Source organism: Candidimonas sp. SYP-B2681 (genome assembly GCF_003971065.1).
Taxonomy (GTDB): domain Bacteria; phylum Pseudomonadota; class Gammaproteobacteria; order Burkholderiales; family Burkholderiaceae_B; genus Pollutimonas.
Genome location: NZ_RYDV01000007.1, coordinates 64,451 through 79,842 on the forward strand (window position 1 = coordinate 64,451; position 15,392 = coordinate 79,842).

At 52.6% G+C, this 15,392-nt stretch carries 15 protein-coding genes, 1 tRNA gene and 1 other RNA gene; 5 read left to right on the top strand and 12 right to left on the bottom strand.

What is annotated here, in order from left to right; all coding sequences use genetic code 11:
• Positions 1-98: 98 nt before the first annotated feature.
• Complete coding sequence (locus tag EKL30_RS14840; protein ID WP_126708031.1) at positions 99-1,706, bottom strand: glycosyltransferase family 39 protein; 1,608 nt, start codon at positions 1,704-1,706, stop codon at positions 99-101.
• A gap of 203 nt (positions 1,707-1,909) precedes the next feature.
• Here EKL30_RS14840 and nirK point away from each other — a divergent pair, with 203 nt between their 5' ends.
• The 3 genes from nirK to EKL30_RS14855 all read left to right on the top strand — a co-directional run bounded on the left by nirK (position 1,910) and on the right by EKL30_RS14855 (position 4,568).
• Positions 1,910-3,298 carry a copper-containing nitrite reductase gene (gene nirK / locus EKL30_RS14845; protein WP_199748584.1) on the top strand — a complete coding sequence of 463 codons (1,389 nt, stop codon included), beginning with the start codon at positions 1,910-1,912 and terminating at the stop codon, positions 3,296-3,298.
• A 134-nt stretch (positions 3,299-3,432) separates the two neighbouring features.
• Entirely contained in the window at positions 3,433-3,963 is a 531-nt protein-coding gene (locus EKL30_RS14850) for a hypothetical protein (protein WP_126708032.1), read from the top strand.
• Between the two features lie 152 nt (positions 3,964-4,115).
• Positions 4,116-4,568, top strand: coding sequence for a hypothetical protein (locus EKL30_RS14855; RefSeq protein WP_126708033.1), 453 nt, complete (start codon positions 4,116-4,118; stop codon positions 4,566-4,568).
• A gap of 212 nt (positions 4,569-4,780) precedes the next feature.
• Here EKL30_RS14855 and EKL30_RS14860 read toward each other — a convergent pair whose 3' ends face one another.
• The 7 genes from EKL30_RS14860 to EKL30_RS14890 form a co-directional block, all read right to left on the bottom strand.
• Positions 4,781-4,963, bottom strand: coding sequence for a CsbD family protein (locus EKL30_RS14860; RefSeq protein WP_126708034.1), 183 nt, complete (start codon positions 4,961-4,963; stop codon positions 4,781-4,783).
• Positions 4,964-5,019: 56 nt separating this feature from the next.
• A complete protein-coding gene (locus EKL30_RS14865) occupies positions 5,020-5,253 on the bottom strand; it encodes a hypothetical protein (protein WP_126708035.1) in 234 nt (77 codons plus the stop codon).
• A gap of 133 nt (positions 5,254-5,386) precedes the next feature.
• Positions 5,387-6,676: a sorbosone dehydrogenase family protein gene (locus tag EKL30_RS14870; RefSeq protein ID WP_126708036.1), complete on the bottom strand. Its 1,290-nt coding sequence runs from the start codon at positions 6,674-6,676 to the stop codon at positions 5,387-5,389.
• Positions 6,673-7,101: a DUF2231 domain-containing protein gene (locus tag EKL30_RS14875; RefSeq protein WP_126708037.1), complete on the bottom strand. Its 429-nt coding sequence runs from the start codon at positions 7,099-7,101 to the stop codon at positions 6,673-6,675. The genes EKL30_RS14870 and EKL30_RS14875 overlap by 4 nt, the downstream gene beginning before the upstream one ends.
• Before the next feature lie 257 nt (positions 7,102-7,358).
• Entirely contained in the window at positions 7,359-8,339 is a 981-nt protein-coding gene (locus EKL30_RS14880; protein ID WP_126708038.1) for an SMP-30/gluconolactonase/LRE family protein, read from the bottom strand.
• Positions 8,340-8,735: 396 nt separating this feature from the next.
• Positions 8,736-8,812, bottom strand: a tRNA-Met gene (locus EKL30_RS14885).
• Positions 8,813-9,147: 335 nt separating this feature from the next.
• On the bottom strand, positions 9,148-10,524 hold the full coding sequence (locus EKL30_RS14890) for an NAD(P)-binding domain-containing protein (protein ID WP_126708039.1): 1,377 nt from the start codon (positions 10,522-10,524) through the stop codon (positions 9,148-9,150).
• A 1,109-nt stretch (positions 10,525-11,633) separates the two neighbouring features.
• On the opposite strand from EKL30_RS14890, the gene EKL30_RS14900 reads away from it, so the two are divergent.
• Positions 11,634-11,876: a hypothetical protein gene (locus tag EKL30_RS14900; protein ID WP_126708041.1), complete on the top strand. Its 243-nt coding sequence runs from the start codon at positions 11,634-11,636 to the stop codon at positions 11,874-11,876.
• A gap of 589 nt (positions 11,877-12,465) precedes the next feature.
• On the opposite strand, the gene EKL30_RS14905 is transcribed toward EKL30_RS14900, so the two are convergent.
• From EKL30_RS14905 to ssrA, 3 genes are all read right to left on the bottom strand, one after another.
• On the bottom strand, positions 12,466-12,936 hold the full coding sequence (locus EKL30_RS14905; RefSeq protein WP_126708042.1) for a cupin domain-containing protein: 471 nt from the start codon (positions 12,934-12,936) through the stop codon (positions 12,466-12,468).
• A gap of 20 nt (positions 12,937-12,956) precedes the next feature.
• On the bottom strand, positions 12,957-13,355 hold the full coding sequence (locus tag EKL30_RS14910) for a cupin domain-containing protein (RefSeq protein ID WP_126708043.1): 399 nt from the start codon (positions 13,353-13,355) through the stop codon (positions 12,957-12,959).
• Positions 13,356-13,585: 230 nt separating this feature from the next.
• Positions 13,586-13,951: a transfer-messenger RNA gene (gene ssrA / locus EKL30_RS14915) on the bottom strand.
• Positions 13,952-14,172: 221 nt separating this feature from the next.
• Here ssrA and EKL30_RS14920 point away from each other — a divergent pair.
• Entirely contained in the window at positions 14,173-14,676 is a 504-nt protein-coding gene (locus EKL30_RS14920; protein WP_126708044.1) for a cation:dicarboxylate symporter family transporter, read from the top strand.
• 48 nt (positions 14,677-14,724) lie between these two features.
• Here EKL30_RS14920 and gph read toward each other — a convergent pair whose 3' ends face one another.
• Positions 14,725-15,390, bottom strand: coding sequence for a phosphoglycolate phosphatase (gph, locus tag EKL30_RS14925; RefSeq protein WP_126708045.1), 666 nt, complete (start codon positions 15,388-15,390; stop codon positions 14,725-14,727).
• Positions 15,391-15,392: the final 2 nt, after the last annotated feature.

Consider the following 15,392-nt stretch of genomic DNA (forward strand, 5'->3'; position numbering starts at 1 on the left):
CTGGAGATTCAGCATGACGAAAGCATTGCTGTAGACACACTAACTGCTTATTGATAGGTTAGTTGTAACGTTTGTTAACGTTGTCGCTATTTGGTCGATCAACCGGTACGGTATCGGTCTGCGCATTTTCTTTTTGGCGGGATAATTGCCCAATGCAAATCGATGACAGGGCTTTTTTTCGATGACCACTGAATGGCTGCCACACCATGCCAGTCGGCCAAATTGAAAAGATTTTTGAGGGCCCGCCCCGGCTCTCCCTTTGTCAGTCGGCTATGCACGACTAATGCTCCGCAATCAAGCGAGGTGGCAGGATCAAGCCAGGGCGATTCTGCATAGTCAGCATTAATGAATACTTCAACGCCTGGGCCGCTATTGACAGCGACATTCCCGCCTAGCCAGGTATCGGAGACAACGAGCGCCAAGGGGGATTCAGGAATGTGCTTTCGCCAGATAGCATTCATTTCGGTGGCGATGGCAGGCCCAGGAAACGTAGAGCGCGCGTCTCGCCCCGAATGCCAGGCCAGGGGGCCTCGTGCGGCGGCATAAACCACCGCCATTAAAATATGTAAAGCTATGACCAGCATGGCAATGCGTCGCAAATTAACCTGCTCGTTCCCATACATCCATCGCAGCGCATAGAAGGCATATAGAATAAAAAACGTGGTCGCCCACGATGCCTGCAATCTGGTTCCCAGGATAGCGGAAATCAACACAGTCAGGACCATCGGGGCAAGCCCGACCCATAGCAGGAAGGAACGATCCCACCCCGACAAACTGGTCCAATATGAAGCTGTGTCTTGCCCTCCAATAGATGGCACCGCCGCGCTAGCTGACTTCCGGGTCGTTTGCCACAAGATAAGCATGACAACAAGCATCGGGCTCAGGCGCGCGCATTGATCTAACGCGAACTTAAAAAGGTGTACCAAGGCGTCTAGATGGCTTTGTGCTTCCAGCGCCGTGTCGGCGTAGCGGAAGGGTTGGAAAGCGTTAAGCACAAGCCAGTAAGCATGTGGTGAGCTCACCAGTAAGAAAGTGCCGAGGGCGCCCGCAATACCCTTAAGGTTGCGAGAATCGTTGAAGCTGCCTTGTCGAAGCATAAAGCAGAAAAACGCTGCGAACTGAATGACGGCGCTGTATTTGGTCATGATGGCGATAGCACTGACAGCGCCTAACCACAACCATGTGCCAAGCCGTTGGTAGCGCAGTGCGCGGTAAAACAGCCACGTAGCGGCGGCTATTGACCATAACTGCGCCGTGTTGTGGTTAAAAATAGTGCCGCGCAAGGAAAAATAGATCGTTGTCGACAGAAGCAGCATTACGATGAAGGCCTTGCGCGGCGTCGTGAATTCGCGCCCCAGCAACCACACGAACCATAAAGCAAGGGTCGAGCATAATTGCCCGGCAAAAAACGTGAGCCAAACTGACCGGCCGAACAACTGCGTCAGACCATACATGACCCATGACGGGAACGGAGGGTGCTTGTAATATCCCAACTCGAGACTGGAGGCCCATACCAGTTCTTCCATCCCGTCCAAGTCGGGCGCAAGGTGACTAATAGCGCACAGTAGTGTCCACAATGCCACCATACCTGCCAAAAATAGCAGTACTTGCAGATTCAATAAGGATAAGGCGGTTTCGTTTTTGCTCAGTGCAACGTCGTTAGGCTCGCCGGCACTGGCGCTTTTGGTTTGGTAAATAGGCCGCATATCCGAGTGTTCCGAGGAAAATGTCGAATTGTAAGCGGAGCCCGAAAATATCGTTTGAAACTTTTCATGTTTCATATACTATTTGCTAACGTCGAGGTGTCAGCATGATGCCTCGGCGGGTGCCTCGCTTGTCCAAAGCAATGACTACCGCTTACAGGCAGTCATCTCATACCGCCCTTACCGAACCCCTGCAGGAGCCTTACATGAAACTATTTTCATTGTTTTTCGCTTTTGTCTGCTCATTCGGTGCCGCCGTGCCGGCGTTTGCAGCCGATGCCCCGCTGGTTCGGGGCGGCGTCACATATCAGCCCACTATTACCTTTACCTTGCGCACTAATATTGCCGACGGCAAGCTGGTGTTTATGGGCGACGCCGGCGCTATTGCGGGTAAAATCAACCCCGATCTGCAAGTTCCTGAGAACGCTGTCGTTCAAATCAATCTGGTGAACGGCGATGGCGCCATTCACGATATCAGCGTGCCGGAATTTGGCGCGAAGTCAGACGAGATTGCCGGTAAAGAGGCCGCTACAGCCATTGTTTTTCGAGCCAATAAAAACGGTACATTCGAATATCTTTGTACGTTGCCGGGTCACAAGGCGGCCGGCATGTTTGGCAAGCTTATTGTTGGTGAACCTCAAGCGCAGATTAAAAGCGATGCGCTCGATATTGCCCAGGATCCCACCGCGGTCGGCGAACCTGTTGGCAAGCGTGAACCCCGAAGCCTTACGGTAGATCTGGAAACTACCGAGGTCGTAGGACAACTTGCCAGCGGCAGTACCTACAAGTACTGGACCTTTAACGACAAAGTCCCGGGCCCATTTATTCGTGTCCGAGTCGGCGACACCGTTACCGTCAACCTTTCGAACGCCAAAGAAGCCACTCATATTCACTCGGTGGATTTCCATGCCGTGACCGGGCCTGGAGGCGGTGCTGCGGTAACGCAGGTTCCTCCCGGTCAAACCAAAAGCTTCACATTCAAGGCATTGCATCCCGGGCTGTTCGTTTATCACTGCGCGACTCCCATGGTTGCTCAACATATTACGAACGGCATGTACGGGATGATACTTGTCGAGCCAGAGGGTGGACTATCCAAAGTTGACCGAGAATTCTACGTGATGCAGGGCGAACTTTACACGGCCCAAAAGCATGGTTCGCTAGGGCTACAGGAATTCTCGCTGCAAAAGCTTTTGGACGAGAATCCTGAGCACCTGATGTTTAACGGATCTCCAAGTGCTCTGACCGAAAAGTACAAGCTGCAGGCTAACGTGGGTGAATCGGTGCGTATCTTTTTCGGCGTGGGCGGACCGAACCTAACGTCAAGCTTCCATGTGATTGGGGAAGTATTTGACAAGGTTTACAACCAGGCCTCGCTCACGAGTCCTCCGCTGACCGACGTGCAGACTACGCTGGTACCTCCCGGCGGGGCCGCCATGGTGGAATTCAAGGTGGACGTTCCCGGAAATTATATTCTTGTCGATCATGCACTTTCACGGCTTGAAAAAGGGCTGTCGGGGATACTTACCGTCACGGGCAAACAGGATCCCGCGATCTTCCATTCAAGCGAGAAAATAGATCACTCTTCCGGCCATTAATTAGGTAGGCAGCCGAATCCGCCCGTTTAGCGGGCGGATTTTCGTGGTGCTTGGTAATAGAGGGAAGGGACAGTAGGAACAGCGCTTGCTAGGATCAGTTCGTTGCAATCGGCTCACGGCTGAAGGAGATCCGCATGACTTGGCAGGCGTTATTTGGCGAGCGAGCCACTACCAAAATCGCAGCAGTGTTTGATACTGAAGGGGCGGCCTGCGCCACTGCCGATTCATTGAAAGACAAGGCGGGGCTCCAATCAACACAAGTATTACTCGTCGGACCAGACGAAAAAGAATATGCAAAAAAACTTGAGCCTGAACCGCAAGGAATCATAAGAACGGCGATCCGTTCGCATCTATTGCTCGGTTTGGCCGGGCTGGTAGCCGGTGGGCTGCTGTGGATGGCGTTTTATTCTGCAGACATTCCCGCAATTCAAAGTTCGCGGGCCCTAAGCGCGTTAGCTTTTCTTTTCTTTGGGGCCGTAGCCGGCTTGTTGCTGGGCGGCTTGCTGACCTCCCGCCCGGATCACCAATTGGTCATACAGCGTGTACAAACCGCCATTGATGATGGTCATTGGTCCTTGATAATCCATCCGCGTAATGAGCGCGAGTGCGATGCGGTGATGGTCTCACTGGCGGAGTCAGGCGCTGAAATCGTGCGCAGTGTGTGAGCCGACTTTATGCAAGCATCGCAGATTTACTCATCGTCTTCCAGAATGCTGTAATCTGTTCATCGGCGAATCGGCTGCCACATGTTTCAGCTGATGCGGTAGTCGAGGGTACAAGATAGCGGCAGTAGCGCTGCTGGAACGATGAGAGTGTTATGGAAAAACGAAATAGAAGGGGGGGCGCAGTCGCGCTCACGATATGCGGATTGTTGGCGGGGGCGTTATCTGGATGCACGCCCATGCTTGCGGGCCAGATGGCCGAAGCCGGCTATAAGGTGGCGAAAACCACACTGAGTGGTCCTGACGTGTCCGCTGCAGGGGCTGACGAACGCCAGAAAAAGTTGCAGTCGATTTTGAACTCTGTCGACGTAGGACAAGACATTGCACCGATTCTTGAGGAAATAGGCGAACCACCTAAAGAAAAGTCCGGTAATACATACGGGTTTACGTGCTACCAGTATTCGGCGGTCTACTCCGATACCGAAGCGGCTGTCATCGTGGCGAAGGACAGCAGAGTCGCCTTTTACGGGAATTCACGTTGCAGCGTTGAAATGCAAGATGCCAACTTCAAGAAAGAAGGTAAGTACATGGGGAACGCTGCGTTGTGACCCAGACATCGGATTTGAAAAGATCGCCGGACTTCATGACGGTTTGCGCGATTCCTTCATTACTATAAGCGTCAGCCTATCTGGGACACGTGAAAGAAGAGCCGAATCTTGTGCAATACAAGATGCGGCTCTTAAGACCGTCGCAACTTGCTCTCTGATGTATGGAGGCCAGTCAGATTAAGCGTCGCTCACTGACTTTTTCGGCAAGGAAATTATTTTTTTACTGATTCGCGAATTGCGTCTTTTGCCTCGCCCGTTTTACGTTGTATGGTCCCACCGGCCTTTTCGGCCTTGCCCTCGGCTTCAGTTGTACGGCTTCCCGTAACTTTCCCTGCAGCTTCTTTCACAGTGCCCTTCACTTCTTTACCGGCGCCTTTAATGCGATCCTTATCCATATCAATACTCCTGAGGCCAATAACGATTTGGCAGCTAGCCGTCCAATTGTGCGGCGTTATTCGCCAGCAATAATTGTGCCGGTTTCATTGTGCTCACCTGTTTTCACCGACGTCATTGAACGATTTGCATTACTTTGTCGATCGGTGAGTGGCTCCAGATCGCGGGGTGGAAGGGCATGGCTTTGCGTTGGCTGAGCGGACATGCCAACCGATTGCTTTAATGGACGTCGCTGTCCCATCGGCTCGCCATTCCTTTCGTTGCGGTCATATTTGATGCTGGATTTTGGCATGACGGTGCCCTCCTTAGGTTGGCACGCATTAATGGCCAGCATGTGCAGTGCCTGGCGCGACGACAGCGTCAGACGCTGAATGCCTACTGGCGATGCGCAATAATGGTAGCGATTTGCCGGGGCTAGTTCAGTGCTACTTGTTTGGTGTGACTCGCCAGACGGTGTTGGACAGGTCGTCGGCGACGATAAGGGCGCCTCGCGGATCGACCGTGACGCCGACAGGACGGCCTCGCGTTTTGCCGTCGCTGCCGCGGAACCCAGAGACGAATTCCATCGGAGGTCCGGCCGGGCGACCGTCGCGGAAAGGGGCAAAGCTTACTTTGTAGCCGACCGGGTCTGAACGGTTCCAGCTGCCATGTTCGCCGACAAAGACACCATCGGCAAAATCTTTACCCATAGTCGGGGTGGAAAAAGCGACGCCCAGCGCCGCTACGTGTGCGCCGAGGCTGTAATCAGGCGTGATCGCCGAGGCGACTTTATCTGGATCCTGTGGCTGGGCTCGTGTGTCCACGTTCTGACCCCAGTAGCTGTATGGCCAGCCGTAAAAGCCGCCTTCACGAACCGCGGTAAGATAGTCAGGGACCAAGTTCGGCCCAATTTCGTCGCGCTCGTTGACGACCACCCATAGCTGCCCTGTGCCGGGCTGAATGGCGAGCGCCGTGGGATTGCGCAGGCCGGTAGCGTAGGGTTTATGAGCCCCGCTGCGGGCATCAACTTGCCACACCATGGCCCGGTCGACCTCTGCCGTCATCCCCCGTTCCGTGATGTTACTGTTCGAACCGATAGCGACATAAAGGAACTGCCCATCGGCACTGGCGGCTAGTGCCTTAGTCCAGTGATGGTTGATCGCCGACGGCAGGTCGGTCAGTTTTACGGGGGGACCGCTGGCCTCGGTCTGACCTTCGTGGTAATTGAATCGCACTATGGCATCTTGGTTGGCGACGTAGAGGCTATTTCCGACTAAGGCAAGTCCGTACGGTGCATTGAGCTTGTCGGCAAAGACCTTCTGCATCTCGTAGACCCCATCGCCGTCGGCGTCGCGCAGTAGGGTCAGGCGGTTGCCGCCTTCGACTGGACTGGTACCCATGGCCTTGATGGGGCCGGCGATGATGTCCTTGGGTTTGAGGTTGGGGGCGTTGCCGCCCCTGCCTTCGGCCACCAGGATGTCGCCATTAGGCAGAATTAGCGTCTGGCGTGGGATTTGAAGGTTGGTGGCGATGGCGCTGATTGTGTAGCCTTGCGGCACCGTTGGCCGCTGGTCGCCCCATTCGGCGGGCTTGGCGATTACCATGTCGGGCAGCACGCCGCGGTAAGGCTGTGGTAGTTCGGGGCTTGAGCCATACTGCAACGGTTCCGTATCGCCCCCACATGCAGTCAGCAGTGCCGAGACTGTGACCACCGCAAATAGAGTAGAACGGCTCATTTCGTTCTCCCGATGCGTGGGATATAGAAGCCGAACCATGTCGCTACGCACGCGAGCACGGTGGCAATAATCGAGAGCACCAGCCCGGCGGGCATGCTCGCCCAAGCGTCCCGTGCATGCATCAACGCGTCGAAGAAGCCTACCAGCCACGTGACGAGCAGTACTACCCCATAAACGCCTATGCCGCGGGCACGGCGGTCGGCGCGAAATAAATCGACGATCAAGAAGATGAGGGCGAAACCGGAGAAAAACAGTGCGCCAACGAGGAGCCACGAGGCAAAATTATTCCACTGGATCTCGTAAGTCGAAGCGTAGGCGGCATCGCTCAGTGCCGCGCCCAAGAAGAGAGGAATGCTTCCCGCCAGCAATACGGCATGGACCGGATGAATTACTCGAGAATACCTGCGTTCAATGGTAATGGCCACGGCGACTTCCTCCTCGGGGGGTTACACCAGGCAATCACGGTTGGACCAGAGAATGCGTAGGCGAGGTGCCGATGTCAGCGGTTTTACAAGTTTACATGCAAGCAGCACATAAAGCATCCCCCTATTTCGCGTTATTGCATACAGAGTTTCCGTTTGCAAATTTTTCTGCTGCCGTGTTGGATCCCGTCAGACATCGGTCAATAGCAGTGGTAGGGACTTGCATTGTGAAGCTCGAGGATGCACTTCAACAACTCGGATTACGGCTTATACGAGATAGCCGTTACCGTGAAATCTGCATTTTCGGGATCCTTCAACGTCAAGCGAGCGTTCGGAAGGTACAGTCGATCTCCCAGACGAGCAATTGTGGTAGGCGTGTCAAAGCGAGGGTCTTTGAGTTCGGTCTTTAAGCGCGCAGTGGTTCCCGCTTCATCGAGTTCCAGAACAGCGATAGTATTAGGAATATTGCGCACGACATAAAGGGTCTTGCCCTCCCGCAACAGGCCATCACCTCCCTTCAAATCCGTTCCGCCTATATCGACGGGCGCGGCGACGCCGCTGGCCGGATCAACGCGGTACAAGACGCCGGTATTCATCTGCACGACAAGTAGCGCTTTACCATCAGGGGTCGTTGAGATGCCGTTAGCGTTAAAGCCTTCAACGTAGCTTATGCCGGATAGGGGAATGGTCTTTATATCGGTTTGTTCGGGTAACGCTCCTCCCTTTCCCAGCGGCAACTTGTAAATGACGGGTGCAAACGAGTCGGTGGCATAGATTGCATCGTTGAGCCTTGCGACATCGTTGACGAAGCTCTTTTCATCAGCCGCAAGCCGGTAGTTGGCGAGCGTTTTGCCGTGGTTTGAGTCAATCACCTGGACTGATCCACCCCGCGCCCCGGCAACATACAGACGTCCTTGCTCATCGAGCAAAATTCCTGCGGCACTATCGCTTTCTCCCGGGTTTAGAACCTCATGGGCGCCAGTCGCAAGGTCGAGCTTATACACGGCACCGTGAGAAAGGGAGGTGACAAACGCAATGGATCCTTTGATCGCGATACCTTCAGGAACAGAGCCTTGTGGCATGGCTAGCGTTACAGGGTAATCTTGAGTCTGAATTCCGCCTGTGGGGGTGGGATTGTCCGCCGGAGCACGGCGTGAGCCTTCAGCCGCCTCAGCGATGCCAATTAATAGAGAGGTAGCAACGAAAACCGTACAGATGAACCGAGATGTTGTGTTCAGCATGGCAGTTCCCCATCAAGAATGAACGTGCAGATTACCCACAAAATAGAATGAGATTAGCACGCGTCAGGGTATCAACTCTTCATTTAGGCGCACGGTTAGTCTAGAGCCCTGCCATGTCGCAAGGCAAGGGTTGCTCCGCCGGTCAATGTTTGATTGTGTAAGCAAAAAACTCGGTAACTGGCCGACGGCGCGTTTCTATGTGCTCTGTCCAGTGCTACATCGTGAAGCAAGGTTTGTGCGGATGGAGGAGTAGGGTGCTGAGACTGAATCTGTTCTTAGAACAGGATAGCATTGCGCTAGTCCCACCCCAATCGTTCACTTATGGAGTTCGGTACGATAAAAAAATTAGCCCCGTTTCTTATTGATTTTTTCGATCAAGAGCTAATTTTGTATGTATGGTTGCGGGGACAGGATTTGAACCTGTGACCTTCGGGTTATGAGCCCGACGAGCTGCCAGACTGCTCCACCCCGCGTCTGAAGTCTGAAGGATACGAGTTTACCCTATATAGTGAATCGCTGTTTGGATCGCCGTTATTGGGTCAACAGTTTAAGAGTTTATTCTTTGGAAACTGTGGGGTAGGAGTGCAGCCCTGTCGAGAACGAATGCGACTCCCTACCACCGAACCACGCCAACACACGCGCTTTGGCCAAAAAAATCCCAACCGATTAAGGTTGGGATTTGAATACCGGTGGTGTAGTAAAGGACTGATTTATACAAAGATCTTAGAACAAGAGGTGCGCTGCTCGAACGCCGTCCCTGTATTGAGCCGTTAGACTCCTTAGTCGGTATCGTTGAATAAGTGAACGATTACGCCACTTTTTCTTCGGGTACCTCGAACTTCAGCGCCATGAACCCTTCCAGCGAGTCGTCTTTAATATCAAGCCAGGGCTTGGGCAATTTGGCTGCCAACGTACCCGTTATCGTTGATCGATAGGATTTATTCCGGAAACCCAAAATATCTTCTTCTTTATCCAGCAGCCATGACTTGAGTAGTTCAGTCTGCTTTTCGATAGGGAAGTCAGGGTAATCGGTGGCGTCAATTAAGTCGCGCACATATTGACCTTGAAAGTCAATCGATTCGTTGGCCGTTTCAAGCGTATCTTTGCGTTTCAACCACTGCTGCATGTCTTGCAGGCGTTGGTCGGCATCGGGGAGCTGGATCTTACCCAATATGACATCACGCACATACCAAGCCTGCGCATCAAACATATTGAAGGTGAAGTACTGATCTTGCATGCCCAAATAGATCAATTTAGGATTGTTCTGGAAGAAAATCCCTTTGTACAAATTGTCTGGATAAAGACAGTTATGGGTTTGTAAGCGAAGTTCATCAGGGAGGAATGGGAAATGGAACAAATATCCCGTACACATGATGATGGCATCAAATTTCTTGCTGGTGCCGTCTGCGAAATGAGCCACACTGTCTTCCAGGTGTGTCAAGAGCGGTCTTTCTTCAATGCCTTCCGGCCATTCAAACCCCAGAGGGGCGCTTCGGTAGCTTATCGAAACGGATTTGGCGCCGTATTTATAGCATTGTGTGCCGATATCTTCGGCAGAATAACTGCTGCCGATCAATAAGACCTCTGCGCCATTGAATTCGAGTGCGTCGCGAAAATCGTGCGCATGCAGTACTCGTCCGGGAAACTGCTCCAAGCCTTCAAAATAAGGCATATTGGGCGTCGAGAAATGGCCTGTCGCAACCACGACGTAGTCGAACTCCTCGGTTTCCTGTTCGTCGCTCTTGTGATTCATTACCGTAACGGTGAATTTCTCGGTCGCGTCGTCATAAGTGATCCAGCGCGCAGGACTCTCAAACTGAATATATTTGAAAATGGCACGCTTATCGATGCGGCCCATAATGTAATCTTTTAGAACTTCGCGCGGGGGATAAGAAGGAATTGATCGATTGAAGTGATCGTCAAAGGAATAGTCTGCGAATTCCAGGCATTCTTTCGGTCCGTTGGACCATAGGTAACGATACATACTGCCATGTACCGGCTCACCATTTTTATCTAAACCTGTTCGCCATGTGTAATTCCACATGCCGCCAATATCATTCTGTTTTTCGTAACAGACAATTTCAGGCAGATTTTGTTCGCCTGCCGATCCAGCTGCCAAGAATGCCCTCAATTGGGCTAAACCACTGGGACCAGCACCTAAAATCGCTATTCTTTTCTTACTCAACACTTGCTCCAAAACTCACTAGAATCGAACAAAATAGCAGAAGTTAGTGCAATATGTCAATTTTAGACGCCATGAAGGGCATCGGATTCATTCGAGATTGCAACCATATATTTACTGCATCGGCCGGTATTTTCGTTCGTTTACCGTAGCGTGTTTTACTTATTAAAGAGGAGCCACTGCTTGCAGATTCTTTGGAATACCTCCCTGAATGGAACACACCTTCTTCGGGCCGCCGCTGATCGAACCATCATGGCAAACAATCCTGTCGCCGGCGCGATGAGCTATCCCGCCTTTGCTGCCAGAGCACGGCTTATTAGCCCATGCAGTCGGCATAGATAAGACCAGTAGCGCGGAGGTTAGAACGATGCAGAACCATCGCGCGGTCATTCATCGTCCCCGTTGACCCATACAAGCCAGGCCAGCAACCCGACTACGCAGCTTCCCACGCCGAAGAAGATCAGGGGTAAGTGGTAAAGATATCCCACGTCTCTCGCCCTCTATATGCACCACTTTTTTTTATGGTACTGTTATCGGCAACCGTACGTCGCCTGTATTGAAGGATTGTGGTCTTTATTGAAGCGCTCACTCATACGAATAGGGGCAGGAAAATCGGGCTCTTCTATGGATATGTTGGACGAGGGCAGAACGGCCCGGCCTCTGAATCGGCTCGCTCGCATCCGCCAATTGATAGCCCATCAGCGCTTCGTGCTCGTCCGATTAAGGACATCGAAGTGCACGTCAATCCCGTCCCCACGCGTAATTCGCAGCCATACAGTTTTACATGCCTGGCAGGTATAGCGTCTCTCCAAAACCCCGGCGTAGCTTTTAGGCGCCTGCATCTCTGTCAGCGTCATAAACGCATGAGGCTTTTGGGGTAGCACAGCCGATAGAAGCACCTTGCACGACATACAAAGCGATACGGGAAATGGGGGTCGCATAGTTTCACGATATCGCTGACTGTGCAGTAGAACCATTCCACGTTCGGTCTAGGAATGAAGGCGGCGCGTTGCTCTGTGTCAACCGTTGTGCCTACTGAATTTTATGTACGTTGGCTAGTGTCGACGCCCACTAAAATGAAGGAGCATATCAATCGAAAAAGGGAAGCTGGGATGTCAGCCGTCGAGAAAACCAGAAATGCAATTTTGGATTTTATGCTTAAAGCCTGGTGTCGCGAGGGGCAGGCCTTGGACGTCAATGCGTTCTATTTGCGCAATATGAATCACCTGTCTCGACTAGAGCTAGACACTCTAGAAGCCGCCGCTGACAGCTTTGTTAAAGACGGATATTTTGAAAAGCGCCAAGGTGATTATTATCTGACCGGCGCTGGTTATGCGCGCTTATATGAGGGATAGTGAGATCAAGGCTTAGGATTGTTGCCTTGCTATGAAGTTGTTGGCTCGCTCGAATCTGCCGGGTGGTACCAACTATTCCCCATAGCCGGCGTCCCCTGATACCAAACGAATGCTGACTCGGGGCGGGGCGTCGACAGCCGTTCCAGCGCTTGCTCCACAATGGTTTTATAACCCTAGAACATTCATTGCGCCTGTTCCCATCCATCGCCCAGCCCGTGTGGCGTCAGCGGACGAGTTGCAGGCGGCACGTTATAACGCAAAAAAGCCCACCGGCTAGGGCGGGCTCAAATTCATCGGTGCGAAACGCGTGCGATTGCCGTGCGAATCGGTACACCTGCGGACCCCAAAAAGGGCACATATTTCTATGTGCCCCGTCTAGTACCGCATAGTGTAGCGTTGGTTGTACTGGTGGTGGAAGAGGGGACCGGCGCTGAAATGGTTCTCAGAACAGGATGGGCAGTAAAGACGTTGAAGGGAGTGGATTGAGGCTTTTGGCCAATTTGTAACGACCCTCCGGCCATCCTGCCACCTGCGTCCAGTTACTATCTTCTGTGATACGGGCATCACAGTGTTAGTTTCACATTGTGCGTTAGCTCAGAAACTGCATTCCATACTTCGCCGCAATGGCGCGGAAGTCCGTTGCTGCATCCGGCTTCGAGGGGCTCCCGCTATCGATCTGTGACTTGGCCACATCAGCAATGAACGCATCGAATATACCGCCCGGAGAGCTGATGATTAGTTGGCGTCCGATTTCCGGCCCGGTACAAATAAAGCTGTGCGGAGTGCCTCTTGGAACAAATACGGTATCCCCTGGACCCAAATTGAGCATCCCTTTATCTAGTTGAAAGTGGTAATGTCCTTCGCAAATGATGAATGTTTCGTCGTATGTTGGGTGTCGGTGAAGTGATGCGCCGGACTGTGGAGGCTCGATTGCTTCGCAAAGCGTGTAGCAGCTCAGGTTATGTTCGGCGGTGGTCGTGAAGGTCATGGTCATTTGACCGATCTTGTAGACCACGCCTTCGCCAGGCGGAAAATGTCGTGGTTGGGCTGGATTGTTCATCGCCTTCTCCGTTACAAGAGTTACCCGTCGATGATAGTGTCATGCTCCGCTGGAAGGATGACTTCAAGCAACTCACAGTCATCCGACCATCCAACGACGGTATGTCGAATATTGGGTGGCTGTAGCCAGCAGGAGCCTTCTTTCATGGTCTGGACTCCGTGCCCCTCGAACTCGCTTTTGAACCAGCCCTTGAGGACATATACGAGCTGGAGTTGCACATCGTGATGGTGCCGCTGGCTGAAGCTTTCTGAAAATGGTGCAATCATTCGAATGACGTGCGCCGTGGCAACTCCGTTGGTCGCCATGGCAACCCCCAGGTCACGATAGGATGAGTAGCTGCGAAGCCCTCCTGTTTTGAAGTCATCTTCATTGAGATGGCTTACCGTGAACTGCTGGTTTGGCGAAGTGGCGGCTGTCATGAATAACTCCTTGAACTGGCACTCCTATATCAAACTACCAAATCTTTTGAAGTACAAGAATTTTCACAAATACGGATGGACGCTTCGAATATGCTAAAAAAAACCAATATGCTACACAAAGGCCTATCGTCTTGTTTTGCGACATAATGCGACCTCAAACCCCAACGCCCGCCAGCGCTGGCGCTCCGGCCAAAAAAAATCCCAACCGATTAAGGTTGGGATTTGAATACTGGTGGAGTCGGCGGGAATTGAACCCGCGTCCGCAAGCCCTCTGCAGGCAGTTCTACATGCTTATTCGGTTCATTTTAAGTTTTAACCTTGGATCATGCCAACCGACAGGCCCTTCCTTGGCGATTCACATCAATTTAAGATCAGGCTGAGTGACCCAACAAGATCCGATTCTTTGTAAATGACGCTGCTGTAGGTTTTACCCTACCTAACCCAAAGACAAATTAGTGCAGCGGCTTACCGCACTAGGCGGCTAAAGCGAAACGCTCGTCGTTGGCGTTTGTAATGTTCCAGTGGATTTACGAGCTTACTGGTGCTCGGCATGCCCTACTCTGTTTCGCGACCCACGTCGAAGCCGGATCGACCCCAGTGCACTGAGTATACCGTACAAGGCTCCTTTTGGACAGTGTAACGAGGGTGCTAAAATTCCTTGGCCTGTATTGGAGACGTTGAGTCTCCATAATCCAACAAACGGGGCCAGCGTGCACGTTATGTTCTAGAACAGTGTGCGGCGCTTGCGACGATAGGTGCGAGGAGTGGAAGCGAGGTTTATTACACCAGCCGATAAAGGTTGGCTTTGGAGTCCGGAATGAGTCTCGGCGTAGTTAGGCAGAATCCACTTTTGCAGTTCGTCAGCAATGGTAGTCTGGTAGTACAAATTCTGATCGGTTTGGTAGCGGGCATCTTACTCGCCTTCTTTTTTCCTTCAGCAGCCCAGTATGTAGATCTGCTGGGTGACCTATTTATAAGCGCTTTAAAGTCAGTTGCGCCGATTCTCGTCTTTGTGCTGGTGGCTGCATCCATCGCCAACCACAAGAAGGGCCAACCGACCAGCATAGGCCCAATTCTTGGCTTGTATTTGCTTGGTACCTTCGCGGCAGCTTTGGTGGCCGTTGTTGCGAGCTTCATGTTCCCCTTAACGCTGCAGCTGAAAGCCGGCAATGAAGCGCTAAGTCCTCCCGGCAGTATGGGCTTCATTATTGGAGTACTACAAGATTCCGCGGAGACCGCTTTGAATTCGTCAACCGACGTGTTGTTTACAGCAGCGGGATCTCATTCGCGGGACATGGGTCCTATTTCGGTGAGCCCATAGGCAACAACTGCACTGCGGCTGCGCGAAGCTGCGGTTGCCGCACGTTGTTCAATTGACTGCCCATTCCTGAACAGCGGGCCAGATGTCGGCTGGCGATTGCGCTATGGCGTTGGCCTGCCACGCTTGCAGGGCTGTTTCTTTTCCGCAGTAACCGTATGCGGCGACAATGGTTGCCATGCCTGCCGCCTTGCCAGCAATAATATCCCGTTCGTCGTCGCCTACATAGATGCAGTCTGCGGGCTCGAAGCCGGCCGCTTTTGCGGCGTGCAGCAGTGGCGCCGGGTGGGGCTTGGCGTGGCTAGTCGTGTCGCCGCCGACAGTAACGGCACAATCTGTGTACAGACCTAAATGCACGACCAGAGGAACCGCGAGGTACTCCATTTTATTGGTGACGATGCCCCACGTGTAGCCGTTGCTCTTCAGGGTGGCCAAGAGTGATTTCACGCCGGGAAACAGGGTCGTGAGCGTGGTCATATCTTGCTCGTAGTCGGTAAGGAACTGTTGGCGGAATATTTCGTATTCGGGATGGTCAGGGTCCATGTTCAAGGCTGCCTTTAACAAACCGCGAGCTCCGTGCGATGCATAAGGGCGAAATGTTTCATAGGGCAGGGGAGGCAAACCCTTGCGGGCTCGTTGTTTGTTGGCGGCCGCAGCCAGATCGGGGGCGGTATCGGCCAGAGTGCCGTCAAAGTCGAACAAAACAAGTTTTTGCATGG

What these genes read in the sequence shown, in the direction of transcription:
- EKL30_RS14920 (WP_126708044.1), top strand. Translation starts at nt 14,173, where the DNA reads ATGAGTCTCGGCGTAGTTAGGCAGAATCCACTTTTGCAGTTCGTCAGC.
- EKL30_RS14870 (WP_126708036.1), bottom strand. Translation starts at nt 6,676, where the DNA reads ATGAGCCGTTCTACTCTATTTGCGGTGGTCACAGTCTCGGCACTGCTG.
- nirK (WP_199748584.1), top strand. Translation starts at nt 1,910, where the DNA reads ATGAAACTATTTTCATTGTTTTTCGCTTTTGTCTGCTCATTCGGTGCC.
- EKL30_RS14865 (WP_126708035.1), bottom strand. Translation starts at nt 5,253, where the DNA reads ATGCCAAAATCCAGCATCAAATATGACCGCAACGAAAGGAATGGCGAG.
- EKL30_RS14860 (WP_126708034.1), bottom strand. Translation starts at nt 4,963, where the DNA reads ATGGATAAGGATCGCATTAAAGGCGCCGGTAAAGAAGTGAAGGGCACT.
- EKL30_RS14905 (WP_126708042.1), bottom strand. Translation starts at nt 12,936, where the DNA reads ATGAACAATCCAGCCCAACCACGACATTTTCCGCCTGGCGAAGGCGTG.
- gph (WP_126708045.1), bottom strand. Translation starts at nt 15,390, where the DNA reads ATGCAAAAACTTGTTTTGTTCGACTTTGACGGCACTCTGGCCGATACC.
- EKL30_RS14910 (WP_126708043.1), bottom strand. Translation starts at nt 13,355, where the DNA reads ATGACAGCCGCCACTTCGCCAAACCAGCAGTTCACGGTAAGCCATCTC.
- EKL30_RS14840 (WP_126708031.1), bottom strand. Translation starts at nt 1,706, where the DNA reads ATGCGGCCTATTTACCAAACCAAAAGCGCCAGTGCCGGCGAGCCTAAC.
- EKL30_RS14855 (WP_126708033.1), top strand. Translation starts at nt 4,116, where the DNA reads ATGGAAAAACGAAATAGAAGGGGGGGCGCAGTCGCGCTCACGATATGC.
- EKL30_RS14900 (WP_126708041.1), top strand. Translation starts at nt 11,634, where the DNA reads ATGTCAGCCGTCGAGAAAACCAGAAATGCAATTTTGGATTTTATGCTT.
- EKL30_RS14880 (WP_126708038.1), bottom strand. Translation starts at nt 8,339, where the DNA reads ATGCTGAACACAACATCTCGGTTCATCTGTACGGTTTTCGTTGCTACC.
- EKL30_RS14850 (WP_126708032.1), top strand. Translation starts at nt 3,433, where the DNA reads ATGACTTGGCAGGCGTTATTTGGCGAGCGAGCCACTACCAAAATCGCA.